The organism is Thermococcus atlanticus, assembly GCF_054657855.1.
Genome location: NZ_BAAHXX010000001.1, coordinates 368,367 through 394,273, shown reverse-complemented (window position 1 = coordinate 394,273; position 25,907 = coordinate 368,367). Strand labels below are relative to the sequence as shown.

Sequence of the window (25,907 nt, the reverse complement as noted above, 5' to 3'; positions counted from 1 at the left end):
CCCCGAAGTTCATAAACCAGCCATTCACTCTTTCTTCTTTGTTCTCCTCTTTCTCGGCTTCTTCCTGAGTCCGAGCTCCACCTCAAGCTCTTCTATGCGCTTCCTCAGCTCGGCAACGATTTCGGTGTTGTCGTACTGCATGAGCATCTGGCCGCATATGGGGCACTGAAACTCGTATTCCATGGCCTCATCAAAGGTTAGCTTTGGATGTCCCGGGGTGCCGCAGTGGTAGTAAATCTCACTCGTCTCCTCTTCGAGCATCTGCTTCAGCTTGTTGAGCTCTGCCATCTTCTTTGCCCTCAGTATCTCGGGCAGCCTTCTGGTCTCAAGATGCCAGTAATAGTAGTACCACCCGGTTTCCTTGTCCCTGGTTCTCCTGAACTCAGCAAGCTGGTTGTCGTAGAATATGTACAGAATCTTCCTCACGGTGTTGACCCTGATGCCCGTGAGTTCGGCCAGTTCCTCGTCAGTTGCCTCCCCTTTCTTCTCCAGAGCTTTGATTACCTCAACAGCTTCCTCGCCTGCAATGTCCATTGCGAGCTCAAGGAGTTCTTTGTTCTTCCTTCTGGCCATAATAACAAACCTCCAGAACCATTTCAGCCTGCTAATTTGAGTGCGCTGAAGTGCTTCAATAATACTCTATGTTCCTAAGGTTATATATAGGTTTTTGTCAAAATATGGGGGACAATGAACAGAAAAGTCCATCATACTAATCGGTGAAATACTCCTTCAGAAGCTCCTTCGCGGAGGGTTTGTAAAGCTCAATAACCTCTATGTCCTCAATAACATTCCCCTCCCTGACTTTGAGCTTCACCTTGCCCCCGTAGACCTGAAGGTCCAGAAGACCATAAACAGCGTCCTCAGCTTCCAGGGGGCTCTTGAACTTCATTATATACTCGCCGCTCTCATCTATGAGCTTGACCCAGTACTCATTCTTCCTCCTGAAGGGCCGGGTAATTTTTGGTTTGAATCTGTCGAGAGTGATTTCCAAGGAAGCCACCTCCAGTGATGACTAAAAGTTTTCAATCGTTCTAAACTTTTTAGATTACCATCTTTTAAGGATTTCTGAGGTGCTGAAGTTTAAGAACTTAACGATGCTCCCGCCATTAACACGATATGTGAAAAAATTTATATGGCTTTTATCGAGTAAAATAACGGTGGTAGAGTGAAGGCTATTGAAGTTAGGGAGCTCAGAAAAAGCTATCCCAAGAAGATTCCCCTTCCCTTCAGAAAAGTCCAGTGGGTTGAAGCTGTCAGGGGAATCAGCTTTGAAGTCAGGAGGGGTGAGCTATTTGGCCTTCTCGGACCCAACGGTGCCGGAAAGACCACCACAATAAAGATGCTCACAACTCTCCTGGAGCCAAGCGGAGGGACGGCAGCAGTTCTTGGTCATGACATTCGCAGAGATGCGAGGGAAATCAGAAAACGGATAAACCTCGTTGCCGAGGGAGAGAGGACGCTCTACTGGCGCCTGTCGGCGTATGAAAACCTGAAGTATTTTGCGAGGATTTACTACGTTCCCAAGAGCGAGGAAAAGGAGAGGATTGAAGGGCTTTTAAAGCTCGTGGGCCTCTGGGAAAGGAGGGATGACCTGATAATGAACTACTCCAGGGGAATGAAGCAGAGACTGGCCATAGCAAAAGCCCTGATAAACGACCCTGAAGTCCTCTTTCTTGATGAGCCCACACTGGGCCTCGATGTCCAGAGCGCTCTATTTGTGAGGGAGTTCATAAGAAAGCTCGTTGATGAGCAGAAGAAGACCGTTCTCCTGACAACACACTACCTGGGTGAAGCTGAGGAGCTCTGCGACAGGATTGCAATAATCGACCACGGCAGGATAATCGCCCTCGATACCCCCGAGGGACTAAAAAGGCTCGTAAAGGGTGAGGATGCGGTTGAGATAAAGGTGAGAGATTTTCCGGCCGAGAAGCTGGAGAAATTTCCATGGAAGCTCGCGGTGGTGAAGGAGAACACTGAGAGGGGAACGGTAACGCTCAGAGGGCAGGTTGACGAAGATGATCTGCCGAAGGTTGTTGAGCTACTGGTAAAGAGCGGTGCGAGGATTCTGAGCGTTGAACAGAAGGAGCCAACGCTTGAAGATGTTTTTATAAAGCTCACGGGCAGGGCACTGAGGGATTGAAATGGCCATTATTGCCGTAATCGAAAAGGAGTTCAGGATGTTCTTCCGCTATCCCCTCAGGGTTTTCAGCTCAATCCTGGTTGGTATTGTCTTCCTTCTTCAGTTCGTCTTCTTCGGGCAGGCCGTGCTCGGGGGGAGATACTCCCAGCTCCTTGCATCTTCAACGGGAATCGGGGATTATCCCACATATGCACTGGTGGGCTACGTCCTCTGGTGGCTGTCCGTTTCCCCCATGGAGGCATATGTCTGGGGAATCAGGAGGGAGCTTCAGAGGGGCACATTTGAGACCAACATAGCGGCTCCGGTGAGAATTACCGAACTTCTCCTCGGCATTGCCCTGAGCTGGCTCATCATGGATTCCCTGCTGATGACGGTGGTCTTTGCATTCGGTGTCCTAATTTTCCACATTTCCATAACACTGTCCATTCTGCTGAGGTCCCTGCCGGTACTGATGCTCTCCTTCCTCGCCTTCCTTGGCTTCGGCTTCATCTTCGCAGGGCTGGTGGTGATGCTCAAGCATATAGGGCCTTTTGCCCAGATTTTTGAATTTTCGATGCTCTTCTTTTCCGGAATTTTCTTTCCGCTTGGGGTAATGCCCGGGATAGTGGTGGAGTTCTCAAAGATCCTCCCCCTGACGCACTCCGTATCCGCCATAAGGGGAATCTTCATCGGGAAAAGCTATTCGGAAATTGCTCCCTCCATAACCTGGCTCATTCTTTTAGTCTTCGTTTACTGGCTGATTGGTTACGCCATCTTCCGCTGGGCAGAGAGGGTAACGCGGGTGATGGGATATGGTGGTTACTGAGGAGCTGAGAGCACTGTACGGGGTTGCCGTTAAAAGCTGGCGAATCTTCCTGAGCTACAGACTGTGGATGATAAGCGATATAATGCTCGGCTTCTTCTTTGTTGGGCAGGCCCTGCTCATAGGGATCGGTCTGACAGGGCAGAGAAACTCCCCCGCTCTGCAGAGGATAACAGGCTATTCTGACTACCTGACGTTTGCCGTCCTGGGCTTCATGGTTCTCGGCTTTGGTCTGACATTCCTGAGCGGCTTTGTGTGGAGTGTTGTAGATGAGCTCTATGCGGGAACCCTCGAATACTCATTTGCCTCGCCAATGAGGAGGATAACCTTCTTCCTGGGCAACGTTCTGGTTAGAATACTCCTTTCTTTCCTCTATATGGCGGTTTATGTGCCCCTCTTCATTCTCATTTTTGGAGTCCATATAAATCCCCTCGGTTTTCTCAGGGGGCTTCCCGTGCTCCTCATTGGAACCGTGGGGATGATAGGCCTTGGAATGACTGCGGCCGGAATTGTGCTCTATCTTAAGGACCCCGGACCGTTCATAAATATCCTTGAGATGCTCGTGTTTGCCCTGAGCGGGGCAATGTATCCCGTGAGCATTCTGCCAAAGCCCCTCCAGCTCCTGGCCAACGCAATGCCCTATGCTCCAACGAGCGAGGCTGTGAGAAAAGTCGTGGCCTTCGGATACTCAAATGCACTGGGAGAGATAGGCTATCTCATCCTCATATCGCTGGTCTATTCCATATCCGGCTATCTGGCATACAGATGGAGCGAGAGGCAGGCGAGAATCCTCGGCCTTAAGAGCTATTAGAACGGTAAACTGAGACCCAGCTCCCTGGCCTTTCGTTTTATCTCCTCAAGGGGGATTATGGCACTCCTCGCCCCGACCTTCTGGACGGTGAGATATGCAAGGAGCATCCCGAGCTTTGAGGCATCCCTCAAATTCCAGCCCCTGATAATCCCGTATATAAGCCCCGCATCAAAGGCATCTCCCGCCCCCGTGGAGTCCACAACCTCAGCGCTGAGCCCCCTGATCTCAAAGGATTCTCCGTTTTCGTCCCTAACCAGCGCCCCTCCCCCGTTCAGCGTTACAATAAGATTTCTCGCACCTGTGGCATTCAGGTCAAGGTCTCCGAATTTTCTCCTGTATTCATCCTCATTCATGAGGAGGTAGTCAATTTTGTCCTCTATCCCCCCGGGGAGCTCCGCCTCACCTATATCCAGAGAGACCGTGATGCCCTTTTTATGGGCGAAATTTATCACCGCCTCCAGTATGTCCGGAGGATTTGAGGAGAGATGGATATGTCCAGCTTTCTCCAGATATCCAAAATCGGGCTCTTTGAGTGCATTTGCCCCGGAAAATTTCACTATTCTCTTGTCGTCCCCCTTTATCATGACGAGAGCCATCCCCGAATGGGTGCCAACAACCTTTATTCCGCCGGTGTCAACGCCGATTTTTTTGAAGTATGCTATGTGGGCCTCACCAATCTCATCCTCCCCAACGGCGCCAAGAAAGCCCGTCCTCAGCCCCATGTGGGCCAGCCATGAAATGGTGTTGGCAGCGGCACCTCCCAGACCAAAAAAGGCATCTTTTGCCTGAATCTTCTCGTGAAACTCGGGAAATCTCTCCACAAGCATGATGATATCATAATTCAGGTTTCCTATTCCAATCACGTCCAGCTCACCCATCGCCATCCCTCCTTAGAATTCAGATATGGCCGGCATGACTTTAAATTTTTCTCTGCACTCAGGGGATGCTTCAGCACGATTTGAGAAGGGAAAAGCTTAAATATCCATTTCTACCCAGTTCTGTATAAGAGGTGACCAAAAATGATGCTTATACTGGAAGCTTATTTCAAGAACTATCCTGCCAGAAGGAAGGTGGCCGAGTTCCTATTTGAAAATGGATTGAGTGTCAGGAGGGGTAAAATATACCTGAGAAATGTTGAGGTTCCGATAAGCGAACTTTCCAGAATCATCGGGGTTAACAGGAAGATAATATACCACACCATCGATTACATTGAGAGAACCTATCCCCTCAAGCTCATATTTGAGAAGCTTAATCCCCTGCCGAGCCTTATAGAGGTTGCCCCGATAATGGGATGGGAGGTTCTGGAGCTTGAGCTCGAAAAGGAGCATTATACACGGGCGATTTCTGAGGTTTTAAGCCTGCTGGACAGCAACGGCGTTTCGGTTATGGAGATATTCAGCAGGAACCTGAGGCAGGAGGAGAGCAAGGCATACCTCGTCATAGACGGCACCCTCCCTGTGGAGGTATTCGTTAAAATAAAAGACCTGCCGGGCTTTAAAAAACTGATACTGCACACGCCCGAAAAGGATAAGGAGAGGTATGTATGCACATACTGCGAGGTTAAATACTGCCCAAAAAGAGTCCTCCTTGAGAAAATGGAAGCATGAGTTCAGCCGGTTACCCTGAAACCCCTCTCCCCTTTTGGCTCTTCCCATCTCACCTCGACCCTGGTGACCCTGGCCAGGAGGGGCCCCTGATACGCCCAGCCGATTAGAGCCTCCACCCTTTCTTTTTCTCCTTCAATGACTGCTTCCACCTTTCCGTTCGGCAGATTCCTCACCCATCCATTTACACCGAGCTTTCTGGCTTCACGCTGCATGCTCCATCTGAAGCCCACTCCCTGAACCCTCCCATGGATTATGAGGTGAGCTCTTACAATTTCCATGTTCCCTCCCATTATACTTTTGCAACACAAGGAATTTAAGCTTATCCTTGAGAGAGTCTACAGGTGAGGGGAATGGGAGAGATGATAGTGATATACACGACATTCCCTGACAGGGAAAGTGCTGAAAAGGCCGTGAAAAAACTCCTTGAGGAAAAACTGATTGCCTGTGCCAATCTGAGGGAGCACAGGGCCTTCTACTGGTGGGAGGGAAGGCTGGAGGAGGGCGAGGAAGTTGGAGCCCTTCTGAAGACCAAGGTCGAGCTCTGGAAAGCTGTGAGGGAGCGGCTGAAGGAGCTGCATCCCTACACGGTGCCGGCGATAATCAGGTTCGATGTTGATAACGTGAATTCCGAATACCTGAACTGGCTCTTAGAGGTTCTCAGATGAGGGAAATAAGGAAAGTGAAAAACCAGATCAGGGTCATCGGCTTTGATGACGGCACCTTCAGGTTCAAGGGCAGGGGGAGGACAATCCTGATAGGGGTTGTCATGAAGGGCTCACAGGAGGTTGTGGGTGTCCTCTCCCGCTGGATTACTGTTGACGGCATGGATGCAACCGATGCGATGATTGATTCAATAACTGAATCAAGGTTTGGAGACCTGAGGGTCATCATGCTGAAGGGCATAACCTATGCGGGATTCAATATAGTCGACGTGCAGAGGCTCAGCGAAGAAACGGGGCTGCCTGTTATAGTGGTCATCCGGAAAAAACCCGACCTGGAGGCTATGAAAAAAGCTTTAAAAAAGCATTTTTCTGACTGGCGTGAGAGGATTGAGCTGCTGAACAGGGCAGGGGAAATATTTGAGATGATTCCGGGGAAGCTCTACTATCAGGCGGTTAATATCCCCAAGGAGCAGGCGGCTGAGGTAATAAGGATCACCCGGAAATCCTCGCTGATTCCGGAGCCCCTGAGGCTGGCCCATATGATAGCATCGGCGGTTATGACAGGGGAGAGCAGGAGGGAATGAAAACTTTAGAGCCAAACCGACCGAAACTGAAAATAAAAACAGCCGAGTGAGCAGGAGACAAGGAGTTAGGAATCTTTTTAAGGCCAAGATTAAAATTAGAGATGGAAACAACCGATGATGGCAACAGGGTAGCTACCGAATCTTGATGTGGAAGCCGTTCCAGTCTGAGGTTGTCCTTTTTCTCACTGTTCACACGGCACCAAGAGAACCGGCAGCTTTGAATCCCTGATAACCCTCTCCGCAGTGCTTCCAAGCAGCAAATCAGCCAGAACATTTCTGCCCTTCTTTCCCATAACGATGAGGGTTGCGTTCCTGCTCAGACCAACCCCTATAATGGCTTTAGACGCTGATCCTGTCAGGATTTCCTTCTCCACATTAAACGAGAGCATTGAGGAATATCTATCGAGGGTATCTTTGGCCCTTTTTATGTTCTCCTCAAGCTCATCCACGCTCCCGTAGTCTATGGAATGAAGGAGAATCCCGGACACAGGAAGCTCCTCGAATTCTTTAACCGCCTTTATTATGTTATCCGAGCATTTTGAAAAGTCGAGAGCTATGAGGGGCCTCTCAAATATTCTGTCCGGAGGAACTGAAAACTGTATTTTCCTCTTGCCGTTCTCCTCCACAACATCACACTTCACCAGAAGGACGGGTTTTTTTGTCGTTCTCGCAAGATTTGATGCCGTGCTCCCCAGAAACATCTGCCTCCATATGTTCTCCCCCTTGGATGGTATGACTGTAAGGTCGATATCCTTCTCCCTGGCAAGCTCCTCAATCTCCATCGAGGGAATCCCAAGCTTAACAACGGGCTCAGTGTCTATGCCCTTCGCCCTGAGCTCCTCAGCAAGCTTTCTGACCTCCTCCTCATCTATCTTCGCCAGCTCAATGGCCTGAATATCCGTGGCCGTGATGTCAACCACGTGGAGGAGGTAAAGCTTTTTAGCACCCATCTCAAAGAGCTCCGGGATGCACTTCCTGAGGGTATAGAGAGACACCTCGGAAAAATCCGTCGGAAATAAAATCTTCTCAAACATCCAAGCTTCACCATTAGTGTATACGGTGCCGAAGTATTTAGATTTGTCTGTTTAACCACAGGATAACTGCAGTATCCGGCAGAGCCATTATCTGGCCTACCCCAACAGTACATAACCGTGGATACCGTTAAGACGGGCTGGATTTCAAACGTGCTTGTATTTCATGCGCTTCGTGAAGAGCTTCGGGCTCGAAACTGCGGGCAGCACCAGCTTCTTCTGGATTATGCTCCTGCCCTCAAGGAAGTCATCTATGGTCTTCTTGAGATCCTTAAAGTCCTTATCAAAGAACTTCAGGACTATGTCATACTCCCCGATATATTCATCGATTTCGAAGATTTTCTTGTTGTCTATGGCCTCATTTATGAATTCCTCTATCTCCTCCTTTGATGCATCTTCTTTAAACTTCAGGATTACATCCGCGGACGCCAGTCCAAACTCCTCAAATATAAAAAGCGCCATGATCTGCACATATCCCTTTTCCTGAAGGCTTATCCTGTGCCTTCTTGCGGTGGGAACGGAAACCCCGGTTATCCGGGCAAGCTCGGTATCGGGAAGTCTGCCGTTTTCCCTGAGCGCTAGAAAAATCTTAACATCCAGATCACTCAGCTCCCCCTTGCTCATTTCCTTCCAGAAGGCTATGTCCTCCTTGCTCCATTCCCACCTATTTTCCTTTTTGTTCACCACTGCGTATCACCCTGATAAAAAATGGCAGAAAAGCTGTCTTAAGTTTTTTGATTCTTGATAATTTTTGCCAGCTCTTTTGTTAGTTCATCCAGGAGTCTGATGAATTCTTCCTCATCATACATGAGAACGTCGATGTTCTCATCTATCAGTTCTTTGAGCCTGGATATCTCCTCACTGCTCCTGCCTTCATCCTCCATGATGTCGATTAAACGTGAAGCGGCATCAAGCAGTCTCAACGGCCCGTAAAGCTTCGGCTCATCAACACAGCCTCTGGCACTCGTTATCAGGAAGGCCAAAAGCTGGAAATGCTTATCCCTCAAAATGCTTCCCGTACTCCTCAACATGAACCACCTCCCGTAATGATCGCCGCTTCGGCGATTTAGGCCAGAATTCCGGGTAGCCAAAACTCAGCATCAGGACAGGCTCCACATGCTCAGGAATACCTAACAGTTCCTTAAGAGCCGTTTTATTGAAAGACACCACAGGACACGAGCCTATGCCGAGAGAGTAAGCGAGGAGCATCATATTCTGAGCCGCCATCGAAACATCCATCAATGCTGTACTCTCGCCCAACTTTCCACCCTTCTCAGCCCGCTTTTGATCAATGCACAGTATTATTAATGCCGGCGGATTACCGAACAATCCCGGGGAAACCAGCTTAATCCTCTCAATATTCTCTTTATCAGTGATCAGGATAAACTCCCAGGGCTGAATGTTACTACCGCTCGGCGCCCAGATTCCGGCCTCAAGAATCCTCCTCAAATAATCCAAAGGGACAGGCTCCGCCCGGAACCTCCTAACTGCCCTGCGACCCTTAATGGCGGTCATCAGATCCATAACGCAATCCTCCAGACGTTACTTGAGAAGCTTTTTCTGAATACCCCTGAGTCTGGGATGCACATACTCTCCGTTCTTTATGATATGCCTCCCATCTCCCTTCACAGTGGGAGCGAGACATATGCCATCCGTGTGGCTTTTTGCAGCTCCAAACTTCCCCTTAAAGCTCGCCGCCTGATTGCCCAGACCCCATTCAACGGCACCCCACACCCTCTCATCCTCCAGGATGTTGCCAGTGAGCTTTGCTCCCGGATTGCAGCCATAGGAGAGGTGGGCAATGTTAAACATGTTTGGATCATTGAAGCTTCTGAGCCATTTTTCGAAGACCTTTGCCTCCCATCCCCCTTCGATACCGGTTACCTTCCCTGCCTCAACTCTGAGGAAAATAGGCTCCTTGAGCAGTCCAATTGGCGGCCAGACAGAGCCGTCAAAGACTATTGTCCCGTTGATGGTTTCCTCGATCGGTGCCCAGTCAACCTGACCAAAGAGCATGTAATCTCCCGGCCCGCTTACATCCCCCTCCGTAAAGACAGGCCTTTCGGGATCGTTCTCAAACTCAATTTTCATCCCAGCCGGACTCGTAATCTCCATCTTCCTGGTGTTTTTCGTTATCTCCGCGAGGGTTCTCTGGAATTCGAGAAGCGCTGGAATATTGATCCTTCCAATGTTCCTCACCATCATTTCACCCGTCATCCCGACCAGACAGATATACCTGACCCTGCCCTCTGCCATCACGTTATCCCACGGTGTCGAGTAGAGGAGCCAGCTCCTGTTAAACTCAATCCACACATCAGCATTTTTTAAAGCCGCCTCCAGAGGTTTCAAAGGCAGATACGGGTCTGCAGCCTTTCCAACGTGAGGAGGCATTGAATACCACAGGACGAGGGGCTTCGCCCCGAGGAGCTTTGCCGCTTTAGCCGTCGCCTCAACGACCTGCCAGTCGCTTCCGGTATCGGCGGTTATAACAACACTCTCCCCCTGTTTCACCTTCATTACATCCCTGACCAGGGCATATGCCCCCTCCTGAACCTCTATGGAGAGCTCATTCATGGCACCCACCCCTCATTTCCACGACATCCTCCATGATTTTAACGGCACATGCAACGGGATCAAGAATGGGCACGCTGAAGAATTTCTGAAGCTCCTCAGCAAAGCCGGCCAGCCCCGTGCATCCCAGAACAATGACATCGGCACCATCATTTATGGCATTGCTGATTTCCTCCCTGAGAAGTGCCATCGTCCTCGCTCTGTTAGCATCGATTTCGGGAACTGAGAGGTCTATCCCCTTTATACTGACCACACGCTCCTCCATCCTGTACTTCAGCACGAGCTCCTCAAAAAGCGGCGGGGCAGTTTTTGATACGGTTACTATGCCGATTTTCCTCCCGATGACCGAGGCAAGAGCCAGAGAGGCCTGACATGGCCCAACTGCGGGCGTTTCAACGGCCGATCGGATCACATCCACAGCGGGATCAAGACAGCAGTTCACGATGATTCCATCATACTTTGAATGGAGCTCCAGCGCCTTTTTAACTATGAGCGGCAGAACCTCCGTCCCCGCAATTCGGTTTTCTATTGATTCCGGCCCCTCCTCAAGGCACACAACATCGATAGCAGTGTGCTCGGATGCAAAGCGTTCGTATATTTTTCTGTCGGATTCATTCCATCTATCAGTTCCCACAGGATTTATAACCAGTATCCTCACGGTTAGCACCCCGCATAAAGTAAAGAATCAGAGGCGTCTCCTCTCAATTGGTATGTATTCCCTCTCAAGTCCAAGATACTTCGGTCCGAAAATCTCAAGTCCCTTCGGGGTTCTCCAGAGTTCTGGCGCTGGAAATCCAACGATAACGTACTCCTTCCCCTCCTTTACGTTCGGGTTTGTAACCGGATATCCCTCGGGCGTTAGCACGGATATCAAATCAGGTATCGTGACATCTACCTCCCCATTCCTCCATGATATCAGGTTTTCATTCTTGTACCAGACCCGGTATGTTTCTTCCCTGAACTCATCATATCCCTCAAGCTCAAACTCCCCCACCGTGAAGCCGTTTTCCTCCCGCCAGCTGGCTTTCGTGACGATGCCCTTAAAGAGTAAAAACCCGTTTCCAGCTTCGAGCAGCGATTTTATAGGGTCTCTGCCTTCTTCCCTTGCGGTTCTCAACGCTCTTCCAAGCGAAAGAGCATGGGAGATGGCATCTCTAACAACTGAACCCCTGAGATTCCTGCCGGTCACCGGATGAGAGGTAACTCCAACATTCGTTTTAAGCGAGGCTGCAACAGCTCTGACAATTTTCTCCGCCTGGAAGTCATCTTTAACCCTTGCAACCACCATTTCGTCCCCGTGAGGGGTAACCACGGAGAAAGGTGCCATTTCAACACCCACGATGTAATAGGTGGTATGCTGAAGCTCCGGAACTGACCTTCCTGCAGGATCGCCATCCACTATGGGCTTTCCAAGCCTCGCTGCCGTTGCCAGGGCTGCCGCTGTATTCGCCCCTCCAAGCTCGGTTGAGATAACACCCGCAAATTCCTTTCCCATGAACTCCTCAAGAAGCCTGTAGGAGCGGGCTGCTTCACCTTCTTCATAGATGGATCTGACCTTTTCACCGGCCAGCGAGCCAACGAAGTACGGCATGGGGACAATTCCTTCATCCGGAATTTCTTCAAGCTTTGCTAGCTTGAATTCCCTTCCTGCCTTCAGCTCCTTAGCCACCATCTTCCAGCCCTCTTCAGGGCTTCCGCCGCCCCCGGTTCCGAGAACCGTGCATCCCTCCAGAATATCCCTCAAATCCTGTTCACCGAGCACTTTCACTTTTATTCCCATCTCCATTTTTTCACCTCCCAGAGAACAAACCTTTTTTCCCGTGTTTCAGAATTGGATATAAAGAGCGTGCAACACCATACGTGGTCAAAAGGGGCTCAAGGACCGGAATTTTGAATTTATCCCAGATTTCCCTTCCGAGCTTTTCCGCGATGTTTGCAAATCCGGTGCATCCCAAAACGAGGACATCAGCACCATCCTCGATTGCCTTGATGCATGCATTCCGGGTTTCCTCATACAGTGTCCTGTTGTTTTTGAGTACCTCCTCAACCGGGAGTTCTATCCTCCTGACAGAGACCAGTTTATCAAAAACGCCGTATTCCCTTGCCTGTATCCGTGTCCATGAGATTAAATTATCCCCCGGCCCGATCACGGAGAATTCGCCCAGCATTGAAGCTATGTGCATCGTTGTCTCCCCTGCTCCGAAAACAGGAACATCGAGATTCTCCCGGAGCTCAAACAGACATGGATCAGCAAAGCAGTTTATCACGACTGCAGAGGCATCTTTAAGCCTATCCACGAACTCCAGAACACCGGAGCATGCAAGCGTTTTCTGGGTGAAGTTCCCTATCGATGCCGGCCCCTTCTCAAGGGTCAGAACCTCAAAGGCATCACCGGGGTAGTGTGCCGAGAGATATTCCCTGACCTCCCTCTCAAAAATCCCGCCTTCGTCCTTTATCGGATCCAGAACAACTATCATTGCAGCTCACCCACAAAGTGACATCTGACAAAATGTCCCTTCTCGATTTCAATCATCCCGGGCTCCTCCTTCCTGCAGAGTTCCCTTGCATAGGGACATCTCGTGTGGAACCTGCAGCCGCTCGGGGGATTCAAGGGACTTGGAATCTCCCCAATAACCTTCTCCCTTCTGGCAGCCCTAGCTTTTGGATCAGGCACAGGAATGGAGCTCAGCAGCATTCTCGTGTAGGGATGGGCTGGATTGTCGAAAACCTGCTCTATCGTTCCTATCTCAACAAGCTTACCGAGGTACATGACACCAACCCTATCCGCCAGATACCTGACAACACCCAGATCATGAGAAATAAATAGATACGTCAGGTTTCTTTCCTTCTGGAGTCTCTCAAGGAGATTCAAAACCTGCGCCTGAACTGAAACATCTAAAGCGGATGTGGGCTCATCCAGAACGAGGAATTCGGGATTTAAAGCTAAAGCCCTCGCTATCGCAACCCTCTGACACTGCCCGCCGCTTATCTCATCGGGATACTTCTTTGCGTGCTCCTCGCTGAGCCCCACGGCTTCCAAAAGCCCGAGAACGGTATCTTCAACGTTTTCATGCCCGTATTCCCTCAGCGGCTCCGCAATGATATCGAAAATTGTTAGCCTTGGATTCAGGGAGGAGTACGGATCCTGATATATTATCTGCATTTTCGGCCTGAGCTCTTTAAGCTCCTGCTTTGATAATGCGGTTACCTCTATGTCATTGAAATAAACCCTACCTCCAGTGGGCTCGTAAAGCCTCAGGATCGTTCTGCCTGTTGTGGATTTTCCGCTTCCGCTCTCCCCCACAAGGCCGAAAGTTTCTCCATCCTTGATTTCAAATGAGACATCATCCACAGCCTTCAGCCAGACGGTCTTTTTCCTTATGAACCCATGTGTTATTGGAAAGTATTTCTTGAGATGCTCCACTCTAATCACCGCTCTCACCCCCATAGAGGTGGCAGGCCACGAAATGCCCCGGAGAGTATTCATGGAGCTCCGGTTTTATTTCCTCGCAGATGTCCTTTGCATAGATGCATCTCGGGTGGAATCTGCATCCGCCGGGTGGATTGAGCAAGCTTGGGACGCTGCCCTTCAGGGGCTTAAGAGGCTTCTTTATCCTTGGATCAGGCACCACAGAAAGCAAACCCTGGGTGTATGGATGGAGGGGATTTTCAAAAAGCTCCTCCGTGGGTGCAACCTCCACTATATTCCCGGCATACATCACACCCACTCTGTCGCACACCTCTGCCACAACCCCGAGATCATGGGTTATCAGCAGCACCGAGAAGTTATACCTGCTTCTCAGGTCAAGTATCAGCTCAAGAATTTGCTTCTGAATCGTTACATCAAGGGCAGTTGTGGGCTCGTCGGCTATGAGTAGGGAAGGGTTTGAGGAGAGTGCCATCGCTATCATAATCCTCTGCCTCATTCCCCCGCTAAGCTCGTGAGGATAGGAATTCAGGATTCTCTCGGGATCAGAAAGTCCGACAGCTTTCAGCAGTTTCTCGACATGTTTTTCCGCTTCTTCCCTGCTGAGCCCCTCGTGGAGCTCTATAATGTCAAGCATCTGATCCCTAACCTTAAACAGGGGATTCAGGGATGTCATTGGATCCTGAAAGATTATCGAAATCTCCTTCCCCCTTATTCTCCTCATCTCATCCTCCGGCTTTTCAAGCAGGTTCTCCCCTTTAAAGAGTATTCTGCCTGAAATCTCGGCATTTGGGGGCAGCAGCCTTAAAATGCTCAGCGCAGTTACGCTCTTCCCGCATCCGGTTTCCCCAACGAGACCGAAAATCTCCCCTTCCCTTATATCAAAACTAACGCCGTTTAGAACTTTTGCGACACCCCAGAGGGTTTTGAAGTTGATGTAAAGATTATCTATTTCGAGGAGCTTTTTCATGGCGATCTCCTCCTCAGTTTGAGAGTCCATATTTTGAGGTTGACGTAGAGGCAGAGGAATCTTCTCATAGCAATCTCCTCCTCAGTCTGGGGTCTATGACCTCCCTAACGGCATCCCCGAGCAGGTTGAAGGCCATGACTGTAATGAAGATTGCCAGACCCGGGAATACGGGATACCACCAGTAGTTGAGGAAGTAATCCTTTCCTTCGCTAACCATAAGCCCCCAATCTGGCGTCGGTGGCTGCACACCAAGGCCTAGAAAGCTCAATGCCGCTGCCTCCAGAATTGCTGAGCCCATATCCATTGTGGCCTGAACAATTAGGGGGGAGAGGGAGTTCGGAAGGACGTGCCTTATCATAATCTTCCAGTCCGATATTCCCATGGCCTTTGAGGCCTCAACATAGGGTCTCTCTTTCACGGAAATTGCCATCCCCCTTGCCAGCCGGGTGTACCAGGGCCACCAGCTTATCGCAAGGGCCAGTATGGCGTTGAGCATCCCCCTGCCGAGGGTTGTGGCAATGAGAAGGGCTAGGAGGAGGGGAGGGAACGCGAGGAAGATATCAGTTATCCTCATTATAATCAGGTCGACTTTGCCCCCGAAGTAGCCGGCAATCAATCCGAGGGGGACGCCTATAAGCAGGGCGAGGAGGACAACGGAGAATCCCACTATCAACGATGTCCTTGCCCCGTAAATCACCCTGCTCAGTATGTCCCTTCCAAGATGGTCTGTTCCAAAGGGATGCAGTCTGCTGGGCGGCTGCAGGCGTTCCTTCAAATTGGGCTCTCCGAGCGCCTGATCAGGATATGGAGCCAAAATCGGTGCGAAGATTGCTATGATGATTAGAGCCACTATTACTGAGAGTCCCACTATTGAGAGCTTGTTCCTGAGCAGGATTTTAATCGTTTCCTCCTTTCTCATTTTTCTCCCTCACAGACTTATTTTGGAATCAAAACGCCATGAAGGGCTTGCTTATAAGCGGAATTTCAACCGTTTCCCCTTTCTTCATTTTCTCAATTTCCATTTTTCTCCCTCACAGCTTTATTCTCGGATCAAGACGAACCTGAATCAGGTCGACAATCAGATTGATGAAGACGTATGCAGTTGCTGCAATTATGGTAACACCGAGAACCGCCGGATAATCCATGCTCATTATCGCATATGCCGCATACCTCCCAAGGCCTGGCCAGTTGAATATCAGCTCAACGAGAAATGCCCCGATCAGCGTGTATGCGAATGAAAGTCCTACCGTGATTAAAGCGGGCGCTATGGCATTCTTCAGGGCATATTTAAAGTATATCTTCTTCGGGGGCAATCCGTACGCCCATGCTGTTCTTATGTAATTCTCATTGAGCACCTCTATCATCATTGATCTAACCTGCCTCGTTATGAGCCCCACAGGATACATGGCGAGGGTTACCGCAGGGAGAATCAAATGCTTCAGCGCATCCACAAACACGGGAAAGTTGCCCGTTATCAGCGAATCAAGCAGGTAGAAGCCTGTTATGACATGGAGAGGATGCTCAAGCATCACCACGGTGCCCACCCTGCCGGCCAGGGGGAGGAGGCCGAGGTGTTTGAAGAAAATGAGCTGGAGAACTATTCCAAACCAGAAGGCCGGCAGGGAGACACCGCTTATCGCAAATATCCTGCTCAGATTATCCAGCCATGAATCCTTTTTAACAGCAGAATAAACTCCCAGGGGTATTCCCACGATTACAGCCAGGAATTCAGCCGCCAGTATGAGCTCAAAGGTTGCCGTGAAAGCTGATTTGAGGTCCTGGGCAACCGGATTGTGGGTTCTTATTGAAACCCCCAAATCCCCATGGATGAGCGACCAGAGATAGTATCCGAACTGCTTCAGAATGGGGTCATTCAGGTGAAGCTGTTCCCTGGCTTTTTCAATTGCCTCGGGGGTTGGATGAGCACCAACCCAGAGGGCAGCAGGGTTAGAGGGGATCACACGGGATATAAAAAACACAACCGTAACAACGCCCACAATAACAAAAACCGCCAGCACGAGTCTGTAAATGACATATTCCCTGAACTTCATGGCTGTCCCTCCATGCAAAATAAAAGAAGGAAATCAGGCCTTGTGGAGTTCATAGAAGAACACAACCTGCGGGTAGCCGGGGTTGTCCTTAAATCCCTTTATGCTCTTGTGGTAGACATAGACGTCATCCGGGTTGTAGAAGAATATCGCAGGAGCATCCTCAACGAGCATCTGCTCCGCCTTCTTGTAGAGCCCGGCAGCCTTCTCAGGATTGATACCCTCCAAGGTAACAGCCTCATCAATAGCTTTATCGAACTCGGGGTTGCAGTAGTAGCAGAGGTTGAAGTTTATCTCCTTCTCGCAGTGGAACATGTTGAAGAGAAAGTCATAGGGTGTCGGGTAGGTCGGCCACCAGTACATCATGAGTATATCCTGAGCCTTTTCGGGATCGCTCTTGGCCAGAGCCCACTGCTGCTCCCAGTTCATCGGCCTTATCTCAACATCCACGCCGAGCTTCTTCCACTCTGCTTTTATAATCTCCGCAACTTTAGCCTCGGCCTGATCTCCCTGGGTGTAGGTTAATACGAGCTTAAATCCGCCGTTCGGGTATCCAGCCTGGGCCAGCAGCTGCTTGGCTTTGTCAATGTCATAGTTATACGTCTTCATGTCCTCAAAGTAGCCCAGCATGCCCTTGGGTATGGGCCCCTTTGCAACCTCGCCGTATCCGTGGAGGACATAATCGACGATATCCCTGTATGGAACGGCATAGCTCAGAGCCTGTCTGACGAGTTTGTTATCCAGGGGCTTCTTTTTGGTGTTGAAAAACGCGTAGAGCTCCTGATATGAGGGGGTCTGGTCAACTTTAACATTCGGGTTGTCTTTCAGCTTTGGAAGGTCATCAAGCGGTAGATCCCTCGTAATCTGAATCTCGCCGCTTGTAACCATCTGCTCCCTGAGGGATGCATCGGGAACTATTTTTATAACAGCGAGGTCAAACTGATCCTTGCTCCATCCGCCCCAGTAATCTTTGAATTTCTTAAGGACGATTTCGGTCTTGGGATTGTATTTATCAATCATGTAGGGCCCGGTTCCTGCATCCTGCCCCTTGTTGAACCAGTTCGCTATCGCTTTATCATCCCCTATCTTCGAGAGATATCTGCTGTCCATTATGTATGCACCGTATGCTGAAGAGGCTATGAGCGGCAGGTTTGCCGGATATTTGAGATAGAACCTGACGGTGTAGTTATCCACAACCTCTATCTTCTTAACGGGATCCCAGATAAAAGCCGGCCCTAAGCCCATCCTCATCGTTCTCTCGACAGACCACTTTACATCCTCAGCCGTCATGGTATTTCCTGTGTGGAACTTAACCCCTTTTCTTAAATGGAATGTCCATACTGTTCCGTTCTGATTGCTCTCCCAGGAAGTGGCGAGCCATGGCTTCAAACCATCCGGCGTGTATTTCACAAGGCACTCATACACATTTGCAAGAACCACTATGGAGTTTGAAAACTCCGTGCTTGGGTCAAGTGTTATCATCTCGCTCCCGTAGCCGTAAATCACGACATTGGTTGTTTTTTCGGCTGTAGAAGAGGCTGCCGTAGACTGGGTCTGACTTTGTGCGGTTGTCGTTGAAGTGTTTTCACCGCTTATACATCCGCTGGCGACCACACCAAAGAGTGCAATGGCCAGTATAAACAAGGCAATTTCTTTTCTCACGGTACCACCCCAATTTTGCCAGATACCTTTTGGATTTTATCGTAATGTCTTTAGTAGTTTAATTATATTTAACTGTATCTGTTCAATATCATCAAACAAGTATGACCAATTTTGTCAGACATGTGATTATCAACCTTAACGACATTAAGGGTACAATATTGTCATCCATGAAGAACTCTATTCCTAGAACACCATAATCATGCGTGAAGGTACTACAATATACACCATCGTGGATACCATGAACGAAACTCCGGGTTCTCTTCAAAACCAGGATCGACTCAGAGGCCTCTGCAGATATGCAAAACATTCATAGAATCAAAATGAAAAGGATTATATTTCCTGCCCGGTATTCTTTCAGTGGTGATACTCATGGTGAAGAGGGTCCACATTTTTGACTGGCATAGGGAAAACGCCAAGAAGGTCGAGGAGTTCGCAGGATGGGAGATGTCAATCTGGTACTCAAGCATAAAGGAGGAACACCTTGCCGTTAGGAACGGCGTTGGAATCTTCGATGTCTCACACATGGGCGAAATCTTCTTCAGGGGTAAGGATGCCCTGAAGTTCCTCCAGTACGTCACAACCAATGATATAAGCAGGCCCCCTGCGATAAGCGGAACCTACACCCTCGTCCTCAACGAGCGCGGGGCGGTGAAGGACGAGACGCTCGTCTTCAACATGGGCAACGATGAGTACATGATGGTGTGCGACAGCGATGCCTTTGAAAAGCTCTACGCCTGGTTCACCTCAATCAAGGGGGCAATTGAGCAGTACACCGAGCTCGACCTTGAGATTGAGAATAAAACTTATGACTACGTCATGTTCTCGATACAGGGGCCGAAGGCAAGGGATCTGGCCAGAGACCTCTTCGGCATCGACATCAATGATTTATGGTGGTTCCAAGCAAAGGAGGTTGAGCTCGATGGAATAAAGATGCTGCTCTCAAGGAGCGGCTACACGGGAGAAAACGGGTGGGAGGTCTACTTCGAAGATGCCAACCCATACCACCCCGACCCGGAGAAGAGGGGCGAGCCGGAGAAAGCTCTGTACGTGTGGAACAAAATCCTTGAAGCCGGCGAAAAATATGGTATAAAACCTGCGGGGCTTGGCGCCCGTGACACGCTGAGGCTTGAAGCGGGCTACACGCTCTACGGCAACGAGACGAAGGAGCTCCAGCTCCTCAGCACCGACATAGACGAGGTAACCCCGCTACAGGCTAACCTCGACTTCGCGCTCTTCTGGGACAAGGAGTTCATCGGTAAGGAGGCACTCCTCAAGCAGAAGGAGAGAGGTCTCAGCAGGAAGATGGTTCACTTCAAGATGATTGACAGGGGAATCCCGAGGGAAGGTTACAAGGTCTACAGGGACGGCGAGCCAGTAGGCGAGGTAACGAGCGGAACATCCTCACCGCTCCTTGGCGTGGGTATTGGAATAGCCTTCGTCAGGCCGGAATTTGCCCAGCCGGGCGTTGAGCTCGAAGTGGAAATCAGGGGCAGAATGAAGAAGGCCGTGACAGTGGCCCCGCCGTTCTACGACCCCAAGAAGTACGGAGCATTTAGAGAGGAGTAGCCATTCTCCATTCCTATTCCTTATTCCTTCCTGTGAGAATCTTGCAGATAATGCCATGTCCTCCGACCTGCAGCCTCAGTTGAACCGCCGAAAGCATTCGGGCGGCTGGAAATATGGGATGGGATGAGGAGAAGCCAGGACGCTGAGAAGTGATGAACGCCGACCGTCAGTCCCTCATCCTTATTTCCTTTATCAGCTTCACTATGAAGGTCTTGCCGACCTTTTCCCTCGATACGAGCTGCTTCTTCTCAAGCTCCTGGATGATACGGCTTATCGTGGGCCTTGAATAGCCCGTAAGCTCCGGTAAATCCTCCTGCTTGACGATGCCTCCCTTTTCAAGCATTGCCTTCACAACGATCCTCTCCTTCTCGGTCAGCACCTCAATAGGAACCCTGTTCTCCCCCCATTTCTTCTTTGCCCAGTAAAGGACTATGGGGACGGTTACCGCGAGGGATATGAGGGCGCCTATCAGGTAGTACCACCACGGAGAGGTGCGCTCCTCCTTCTTCGGCAGGGTTATCTCAACATTTCTCCCGTACCAGAAGGTTTCGTATCCCATGCTCTTGAGCTGCTTTTCCACGTTTTCCGATAGTCCGGCGCCTATCATGACCACGAGCTTCGGTTTGAGCTTTTTGAGGGCAAGGGCGGTGTATTCCGAGACGGTATCATTTCTGGTCAGCAGGAGGGGGTAGCCGTAGTTCATTGCATACCTCGCAGCCGCCAGTGCGGAGCCGTAGTCATTGGCACTCGCCAGAATAACTGTTTCAGCGCCCTTGGGGAAGAAGGCCTCGGCCAATCTTGCGGCGGTCTCAGTTCTGACCTCCCCGCCAATCCTCTCGGTGATGAAGCCGATGCTCATGAGCTCGTCCTGAACGGTGTCGCTGACGGCCTTGGAGTTCCCTATTATGAGAACGTGATTCCACCCGAACTGGGCATATGACTGGAGCTGTGCCTGTGTTTTTATATCCAGCTCCTTCGGATTGACGGGCAGGATGGGAACACCGAGCTTTTTGGCATACGGCAGGGCAACGATATAATCAATCAGATCATCATTTCTCACGATTATAAGGTCATATTTTTTTTCATCACCCGCAGCCTGCACCGCGGGCACAAGCAGGGGGGTGAGCATGAGAATTACAAGCAGGATAATCAGGGGTGCTCTCTTCAATTCAACCACCAAAGAAGAAGTAAAATAAGGAACTTAAAAAGGTTTTTCACAGCTCAAGAGTTTCCCCGGGCCTGAGGATTACAACCTCAGCCCTGCTTCCAACGAGCTTTTTGAACTCCTCCGGATCCTTTGCGATTGGAGGCCATGTGTTGTAGTGCATCGGAACGACGTATTTCGGCTTCAGCAGTTCAACGGCCTTTGCAGCTTCTCTCGGCCCCATCGTGAAGTGTCCTCCTATCGGGAGGAGTGCAACATCAATCCCGTAAAGCTCGCCGAAGAGCTCCATGTCCTTGAATACATACGTGTCGCCGGCGTGATATACCGTCACGCCGTCAATCTCCACTATGTATCCGCATGCGTTGCCCACCATGAAGCCCTCCTCGCCGCCGCTTGAGTGCCATGCCGGAACCTGGACTATTTTAACGCCATCAACCTCTGTCGGGCCGTAGTTCATCCCAACCGTGGTGATGCCCCTCCTCTTTTCGACGAGGTAGTTTGCTATGTCGTACATAGCCACGATTTTTGCCCCTGTTTTCTGGGCGATTTCCACGGCATCGCCAACGTGGTCGCCGTGCATATGGGTAACGAGGATTAAATCCACCCTGTCAAAGTCCTCTGGCTTCGCTGCTGCGGCTGGATTTCCCGTCAGAAAGGGGTCAATGAGAATTCTTTTGCTCCCCTCAATTTCGAAAGCGGCATGTCCGAGAAACCTGATCTTCACCATCGCTATCACCTCGCTGGTTATAATAACCCGAACTAACTTAAACCTTTCGGGAAATGAAATTCTGTACAGTAATGCCATTTTCAGCCCATTAAAGCTTTACTTTTCCTCGTCCATGCTCATATTTGCCTCACTGCACTCCCTAGGAAAGCTTATATAGACTTTTACCGAGGTTCAGTACGGTGATTGTAAAAATGCTTGACTATTTCTTCACACCAAAAGCCATCGCAGTTATAGGGGCTTCAAATGACCCCCTCAAGCTCGGTTATGAGGTGTTCAAAAACCTCAAGGGTTACAGGGATGGGGAGGTCTACCCTGTAAACGTCAAGGATGAGGTCGTCCAGGGCGTCAAAGCATACAGGAACGTCAGGGAAATTCCGGATGATGTCGACCTCGCGGTTATCGTTGTTCCAAAGAGATTTGTGAAGCAGACGATAATAGACTGCGGTGAAAAGGGCGTCAGGGGAATAATCCTCATAACGGCCGGCTTTGGTGAGGTTGGTGAGGAAGGAAAGAAGGAGGAGAGGGAGCTCGTCGAGATAGCCCACAAATATGGCATGCGCATAGTCGGACCGAACTGCGTAGGCATAATGAACACGCACAACGGCATGAACGCCACATTCGTCATGAACGCCAAGAGGGGAGACATAGCTTTCATAAGCCAGAGCGGGGCCCTCGGGGCAGGAATCCTCTACAAGACCATCAAGGAAGGAATTGGCTTCTCAAAGTTCATAAGCATCGGCAATATGGCGGATCTGGATTTTGCCGACCTCATGGAGGCTCTGGCCGATGATGAGCAGAGCAGGGCTATAGCGCTTTACATAGAAGGCCTGAAGGACGGAAGGAGGTTCATGGAGGTCGCAAGGGAGGTCAGCAGAAGGAAGCCCGTGATAGTCCTCAAAGCCGGGAAGAGCGAGAGCGGGGCAAGGGCTGCCTCAAGCCATACAGGTTCCCTCGCAGGATCATACAGGATATACGAGGCGGCATTCAAGCAGAGCGGGGTTTTAATAGCGGAAACAATTGACGACATGCTCAGCATGGCAAGGGCATTCACCCAGCCGCTGCCGGAGGGCAGGAGGGTTGCGATAATGACAAACGCGGGCGGTCCGGGCGTTCTGACTGCGGATGCGATAGACGGGTATGGGTTAAAGCTGGCAGACCTTAAGGAGGAAACCATGCGGAAGCTCAGGGAGTTCCTGCCTCCAATGGCTGCCGTGAAAAACCCTGTCGACATGATTGCGAGTGCCAGGGGGGAGGACTACTACAGAACGGCGAAGCTCCTTCTTGAAGACCCCAACGTCGACATGCTCATAAGCATCTGTGTTGTGCCCACCTTCGCGGGTATGACGCAGACAGAGCATGCAGAGGGCGTCATAAAGGCAGTGAAGGAGGCAAACAACGGCAAGCCCGTTCTCGGCCTTTTCATGGCGGGCTATGTGAGTGAACCCGCCAAAGAGCTGCTTGAGAAGAACGGAATTCCAAGCTATGAGAGACCGGAGGACGTGGCTTCGGCCGCCTATGCCCTTGTGGAATTTGCTAAGAATGCCGGAGTTTTGAAGGAGGAATGAGGTGATTTTGGATGGCAAAGGTTACTGACATGGTTTTATGGGACAAGCCCGGGGAGAGGGTAATTCTCTTGGGCAATCAGGCCATAGCACGTGGAGCTTTGGAGGCCAACATAGCGGTTTTTGCGGCCTATCCCGGAACACCGAGCTCCGAGCTCACGGACACTATGGCAGCCGTCGCGAAAAAGGCGGGCGTTTACATGGAGTACTCAACCAACGAGAAGGTTGCTTTTGAAACAGCTCTCAGCGCCGCATGGAGCGGCCTCAGGGCAATGACGGCAATGAAGCATGTTGGCCTTAACGTCGCGGCCGACACATTCATGAGCGCCGTTGGAATGGGTGTTGAGGGCGGCTTTGTGATCATGGTAGCCGACGATCCGAGCCAGTGGAGCAGCCAGAACGAGCAGGATACGAGGGTTTATGGCAAATTCGCCCTTGTTCCAGTGTTAGAGCCGATTTCCCCGCACGAAGCAAAGGAAATGGTGAAGTATGCCTTTGAGCTGAGCGAAAAGTTCAAGCACTTCGTTATCCTGAGGACTACCACGAGGAGCTCCCACGCAAGGGGAGACGTCGTTCTCGGTGAGCTGCCGGAGGAGATAAAAGCCGGAAAGAGGAAGTTCGGAAACTTCAAAAAAGACCCCTCAAGATTCGTGGACATCCCGGCACACTCAAGAAAGTTCCACCCCCAGATTCTTGAGAAGATTGAGCGCATAAGGGAGGAGCTCGCGGAGTGTCCGTTCAACTGGATTGAGGGCAAGGAGGATGCAAAAGTCGGTATCATCGCCCCCGGTCTGAGCTATGCATACGTTAAGGAAGCCCTTGCCTGGCTCGGCGTTGAGGACGTGAAGGTTCTCAAGCTCGGCACCCCATTCCCCGTCCCGTTCAGGCTCGTTGAGCGCTTTGTGGAAGGCCTTGAGAGGGTTCTCATAGTGGAGGAGCTCGAACCCGTTGTTGAGGAGCAGATAAAGACATGGGCCTTTGACAGGAAGCTCAGCATCGAGATTAAGGGCAAGGAGATAGTCCCAAGGGTCTACGAGATGACCACGAGGAGGGCCGTCGAGGCAATAGCAAAGTTCCTCGGCCTTGAGACCCCGGTCAACTTCGGGGAGCTCGACGAGAAGTACAGGAAGGTTCAGGCAATGGTGCCGCCGAGGCCTCCTTCGCTGTGTCCTGCCTGTCCGCACAGGAATACTTTCTACGCCATAAAGAAGGCTGCAACGACCAGGGCCATATTTCCGAGCGACATAGGCTGCTACACCCTTGGGGTTCTGCCGCCGCTCAGGGCAGTCGACACCACCGTAGCCATGGGAGGCTCAATCGGCGTTGCCCACGGGCTCAGTATAGCCCTCAACGGCTCCGTTGCGGAGGACGAACACAGGGAGGGCAGGGAGAAGAAGGTCATAGTGGCCACCATCGGGGACTCAACGTTCTTCCACACCGGACTTCCGGCTTTAGCGAATACAATCTACAACCGCTCCAACGTCGTCATAGTCGTCGTCGACAACCTCGTTACGGCAATGACCGGCGACCAGCCGAACCCGGGAACAGGTGAGACTCCTCACGGACCCGGCAGGCAGATAAAGATCGAAGAAGTGGCTAAAGCCCTCGGTGCGGACTTCGTTGCCGTTGTTGACCCGTACGACATCAAGGCCACAGTTGAAACCATGAAGAGGGCCCTTGCCGTCGAGGGCGTCAGCGTCGTTGTTACCAGGCGCGTATGTGCCCTTCACAGGATAGGCGAGCTCAGGAGGGCCAGGATACAGTGGCCGCTCTACCAGGTCAACGAGGAGAAATGCACAGGCTGCAAGATATGCATAAACGCCTACGGCTGTCCGGCCATCTACTGGGATGCCGAGAGCGGCAAGGCCAAGGTCGACCCGCTCATGTGCTGGGGCTGCGGCGGATGTGCTCAGGTGTGTCCGTTCGATGCCTTTGAGAAGGTCAGGGAGGGAGAGATATGAAGGAGTACAACATCGTTATCACCGGAGTTGGCGGCCAGGGAATCCTCACTGCGGCAAATCTCCTAGGGTGGGCCGCCCTCCACACGGGATACAAGGTCAGGGTCGGCGAGGTTCACGGAATGAGCCAGCGCTTCGGCTCGGTCATAGCATACGTGCGCTTCGGCGAGGACGTCTACGGTGCGATGGTTCCGGAAGGGAAGGCCGACGTTATACTCTCCTTCGAGCCGGTCGAAGCTTTGAGGTACATAAACTACCTCAAGAAGGGCGGGCTGGTCTTCACGAACGCCAGACCCATCCCTCCGGTTCAGGTTTCAATGGGACTCGCCGCTTACCCGAGCCTTGAGGAGATAAAGAAGATAGTCGAGGAGGACTTCGAGGCCAAGTTCATGGCCTTTGACGCCGAGGAGCTCGCCATGAAGGCCGGCCACGTGATAACGACCAACGTCGTCCTAATTGGAGCTTTAACACAGACACCGGGCTTCCCCCTCTCGGCGGAGCATGTAAAGGAGGTCATCCGCGTTAGCGTTCCGCCCAAAGCCGTCGACGTCAATATGAAGGCCTTCGACCTCGGTGTTCAGGCTGCAAAGGAGATGCTGGGGCTCTAATTTTTC

29 protein-coding genes are annotated in these 25,907 nt (G+C 50.9%); 10 read left to right on the top strand and 19 right to left on the bottom strand.

Annotated features, from left to right (window positions below):
• Positions 1–24: 24 nt before the first annotated feature.
• Together tfe and ACYQ27_RS02135 are read right to left on the bottom strand one after the other, a co-directional pair.
• Positions 25–573, bottom strand: a complete 549-nt coding sequence (gene tfe / locus ACYQ27_RS02140) for a transcription factor E (protein WP_456396832.1) — start codon at positions 571–573, stop codon at positions 25–27.
• 136 nt (positions 574–709) lie between these two features.
• Entirely contained in the window at positions 710–991 is a 282-nt protein-coding gene (locus ACYQ27_RS02135; protein ID WP_456396833.1) for a hypothetical protein, read from the bottom strand.
• Positions 992–1,165: 174 nt separating this feature from the next.
• On the opposite strand from ACYQ27_RS02135, the gene ACYQ27_RS02130 reads away from it, so the two are divergent.
• From ACYQ27_RS02130 to ACYQ27_RS02120, 3 genes are read left to right on the top strand one after another with little or no spacing between them, the layout of a single operon-like run.
• Positions 1,166–2,140, top strand: a complete 975-nt coding sequence (locus ACYQ27_RS02130) for an ABC transporter ATP-binding protein (RefSeq protein ID WP_456453740.1) — start codon at positions 1,166–1,168, stop codon at positions 2,138–2,140.
• A 1-nt stretch (position 2,141) separates the two neighbouring features.
• The gene (locus ACYQ27_RS02125; protein ID WP_456453741.1) at positions 2,142–2,945 is read left to right on the top strand and encodes an ABC transporter permease; all 804 of its coding nucleotides are present in this window, start codon (positions 2,142–2,144) and stop codon (positions 2,943–2,945) included.
• Positions 2,932–3,753, top strand: coding sequence for an ABC transporter permease (locus ACYQ27_RS02120; RefSeq protein WP_456453742.1), 822 nt, complete (start codon positions 2,932–2,934; stop codon positions 3,751–3,753). Before ACYQ27_RS02125 ends, ACYQ27_RS02120 begins: the two co-directional genes overlap by 14 nt.
• On the opposite strand, the gene ACYQ27_RS02115 is transcribed toward ACYQ27_RS02120, so the two are convergent.
• Positions 3,750–4,631, bottom strand: a complete 882-nt coding sequence (locus tag ACYQ27_RS02115; protein WP_456453757.1) for an ADP-dependent ribose-1-phosphate kinase — start codon at positions 4,629–4,631, stop codon at positions 3,750–3,752. The genes ACYQ27_RS02120 and ACYQ27_RS02115 overlap by 4 nt on opposite strands.
• 141 nt (positions 4,632–4,772) lie before the next feature.
• Here ACYQ27_RS02115 and ACYQ27_RS02110 point away from each other — a divergent pair, with 141 nt between their 5' ends.
• A complete protein-coding gene (locus ACYQ27_RS02110) occupies positions 4,773–5,360 on the top strand; it encodes a regulator of amino acid metabolism, contains ACT domain protein (RefSeq protein ID WP_456396837.1) in 588 nt (195 codons plus the stop codon).
• A 2-nt stretch (positions 5,361–5,362) separates the two neighbouring features.
• On the opposite strand, the gene ACYQ27_RS02105 is transcribed toward ACYQ27_RS02110, so the two are convergent.
• Positions 5,363–5,638 (bottom strand): acylphosphatase, encoded by a 276-nt coding sequence (locus ACYQ27_RS02105; RefSeq protein WP_456396838.1) that lies wholly within the window; start codon positions 5,636–5,638, stop codon positions 5,363–5,365.
• 81 nt (positions 5,639–5,719) lie between these two features.
• Between ACYQ27_RS02105 and cutA the strand changes: the two genes are divergently transcribed.
• Both cutA and ACYQ27_RS02095 read left to right on the top strand, forming a co-directional pair.
• Entirely contained in the window at positions 5,720–6,025 is a 306-nt protein-coding gene (cutA, locus tag ACYQ27_RS02100) for a divalent-cation tolerance protein CutA (protein WP_456396863.1), read from the top strand.
• Positions 6,022–6,606 carry an endonuclease dU gene (locus ACYQ27_RS02095; protein WP_456396839.1) on the top strand — a complete coding sequence of 195 codons (585 nt, stop codon included), beginning with the start codon at positions 6,022–6,024 and terminating at the stop codon, positions 6,604–6,606. Before cutA ends, ACYQ27_RS02095 begins: the two co-directional genes overlap by 4 nt.
• Positions 6,607–6,788: 182 nt before the next feature.
• Here the strand turns inward: ACYQ27_RS02095 and ACYQ27_RS02090 are convergent, their stop codons facing one another.
• The 13 genes from ACYQ27_RS02090 to ACYQ27_RS02030 all read right to left on the bottom strand — a co-directional run bounded on the left by ACYQ27_RS02090 (position 6,789) and on the right by ACYQ27_RS02030 (position 18,315).
• Positions 6,789–7,640 (bottom strand): universal stress protein, encoded by an 852-nt coding sequence (locus ACYQ27_RS02090; protein WP_460040919.1) that lies wholly within the window; start codon positions 7,638–7,640, stop codon positions 6,789–6,791.
• 144 nt (positions 7,641–7,784) lie between these two features.
• Complete coding sequence (locus tag ACYQ27_RS02085) at positions 7,785–8,324, bottom strand: Lrp/AsnC family transcriptional regulator (RefSeq protein ID WP_460040918.1); 540 nt, start codon at positions 8,322–8,324, stop codon at positions 7,785–7,787.
• A 38-nt stretch (positions 8,325–8,362) separates the two neighbouring features.
• Positions 8,363–8,665 (bottom strand): DUF6092 family protein, encoded by a 303-nt coding sequence (locus tag ACYQ27_RS02080; RefSeq protein WP_456453745.1) that lies wholly within the window; start codon positions 8,663–8,665, stop codon positions 8,363–8,365.
• On the bottom strand, positions 8,634–9,161 hold the full coding sequence (locus tag ACYQ27_RS02075; protein WP_456453746.1) for a nitroreductase family protein: 528 nt from the start codon (positions 9,159–9,161) through the stop codon (positions 8,634–8,636). Before ACYQ27_RS02075 ends, ACYQ27_RS02080 begins: the two co-directional genes overlap by 32 nt.
• An 18-nt stretch (positions 9,162–9,179) precedes the next feature.
• Complete coding sequence (locus ACYQ27_RS02070) at positions 9,180–10,211, bottom strand: aminopeptidase (protein WP_460040917.1); 1,032 nt, start codon at positions 10,209–10,211, stop codon at positions 9,180–9,182.
• Complete coding sequence (locus tag ACYQ27_RS02065) at positions 10,204–10,866, bottom strand: aspartate/glutamate racemase family protein (RefSeq protein WP_460040916.1); 663 nt, start codon at positions 10,864–10,866, stop codon at positions 10,204–10,206. The genes ACYQ27_RS02070 and ACYQ27_RS02065 overlap by 8 nt, the downstream gene beginning before the upstream one ends.
• Positions 10,867–10,893: 27 nt before the next feature.
• Complete coding sequence (locus tag ACYQ27_RS02060; RefSeq protein ID WP_460040915.1) at positions 10,894–11,994, bottom strand: S-methyl thiohydantoin desulfurase family protein; 1,101 nt, start codon at positions 11,992–11,994, stop codon at positions 10,894–10,896.
• A 4-nt stretch (positions 11,995–11,998) separates the two neighbouring features.
• On the bottom strand, positions 11,999–12,685 hold the full coding sequence (locus ACYQ27_RS02055; protein ID WP_456396849.1) for an aspartate/glutamate racemase family protein: 687 nt from the start codon (positions 12,683–12,685) through the stop codon (positions 11,999–12,001).
• Positions 12,682–13,656, bottom strand: coding sequence for an ABC transporter ATP-binding protein (locus ACYQ27_RS02050; protein ID WP_460040914.1), 975 nt, complete (start codon positions 13,654–13,656; stop codon positions 12,682–12,684). Before ACYQ27_RS02050 ends, ACYQ27_RS02055 begins: the two co-directional genes overlap by 4 nt.
• Positions 13,634–14,605 carry an ABC transporter ATP-binding protein gene (locus tag ACYQ27_RS02045; protein ID WP_456453751.1) on the bottom strand — a complete coding sequence of 324 codons (972 nt, stop codon included), beginning with the start codon at positions 14,603–14,605 and terminating at the stop codon, positions 13,634–13,636. The genes ACYQ27_RS02050 and ACYQ27_RS02045 overlap by 23 nt, the downstream gene beginning before the upstream one ends.
• A 64-nt stretch (positions 14,606–14,669) precedes the next feature.
• Entirely contained in the window at positions 14,670–15,524 is an 855-nt protein-coding gene (gene nikC, locus ACYQ27_RS02040; RefSeq protein ID WP_456396852.1) for a nickel transporter permease, read from the bottom strand.
• A 112-nt stretch (positions 15,525–15,636) separates the two neighbouring features.
• Positions 15,637–16,656 carry an ABC transporter permease gene (locus ACYQ27_RS02035; RefSeq protein ID WP_460040913.1) on the bottom strand — a complete coding sequence of 340 codons (1,020 nt, stop codon included), beginning with the start codon at positions 16,654–16,656 and terminating at the stop codon, positions 15,637–15,639.
• A 33-nt stretch (positions 16,657–16,689) separates the two neighbouring features.
• Positions 16,690–18,315 (bottom strand): ABC transporter substrate-binding protein, encoded by a 1,626-nt coding sequence (locus ACYQ27_RS02030; protein ID WP_456453752.1) that lies wholly within the window; start codon positions 18,313–18,315, stop codon positions 16,690–16,692.
• A 369-nt stretch (positions 18,316–18,684) separates the two neighbouring features.
• Between ACYQ27_RS02030 and gcvT the strand changes: the two genes are divergently transcribed.
• Positions 18,685–19,881, top strand: coding sequence for a glycine cleavage system aminomethyltransferase GcvT (gene gcvT / locus ACYQ27_RS02025; protein ID WP_460041764.1), 1,197 nt, complete (start codon positions 18,685–18,687; stop codon positions 19,879–19,881).
• A 166-nt stretch (positions 19,882–20,047) separates the two neighbouring features.
• Here the strand turns inward: gcvT and ACYQ27_RS02020 are convergent, their stop codons facing one another.
• Positions 20,048–21,010 carry a cell wall-binding repeat-containing protein gene (locus ACYQ27_RS02020; protein WP_456396865.1) on the bottom strand — a complete coding sequence of 321 codons (963 nt, stop codon included), beginning with the start codon at positions 21,008–21,010 and terminating at the stop codon, positions 20,048–20,050.
• 85 nt (positions 21,011–21,095) lie between these two features.
• Positions 21,096–21,773, bottom strand: coding sequence for a metal-dependent hydrolase (locus ACYQ27_RS02015; protein ID WP_456453754.1), 678 nt, complete (start codon positions 21,771–21,773; stop codon positions 21,096–21,098).
• Between the two features lie 191 nt (positions 21,774–21,964).
• Here ACYQ27_RS02015 and ACYQ27_RS02010 point away from each other — a divergent pair, with 191 nt between their 5' ends.
• The 3 genes from ACYQ27_RS02010 to ACYQ27_RS02000 are packed head-to-tail and all read left to right on the top strand — an operon-like array spanning position 21,965 to position 25,901.
• Positions 21,965–23,338 carry an acetate--CoA ligase family protein gene (locus ACYQ27_RS02010; RefSeq protein WP_456453758.1) on the top strand — a complete coding sequence of 458 codons (1,374 nt, stop codon included), beginning with the start codon at positions 21,965–21,967 and terminating at the stop codon, positions 23,336–23,338.
• Between the two features lie 11 nt (positions 23,339–23,349).
• Positions 23,350–25,296, top strand: a complete 1,947-nt coding sequence (gene iorA, locus ACYQ27_RS02005) for an indolepyruvate ferredoxin oxidoreductase subunit alpha (RefSeq protein WP_460040912.1) — start codon at positions 23,350–23,352, stop codon at positions 25,294–25,296.
• Positions 25,293–25,901: an indolepyruvate oxidoreductase subunit beta gene (locus ACYQ27_RS02000; RefSeq protein WP_456453756.1), complete on the top strand. Its 609-nt coding sequence runs from the start codon at positions 25,293–25,295 to the stop codon at positions 25,899–25,901. The genes iorA and ACYQ27_RS02000 overlap by 4 nt, the downstream gene beginning before the upstream one ends.
• The last annotated feature ends 6 nt before the right edge of the window (positions 25,902–25,907 follow it).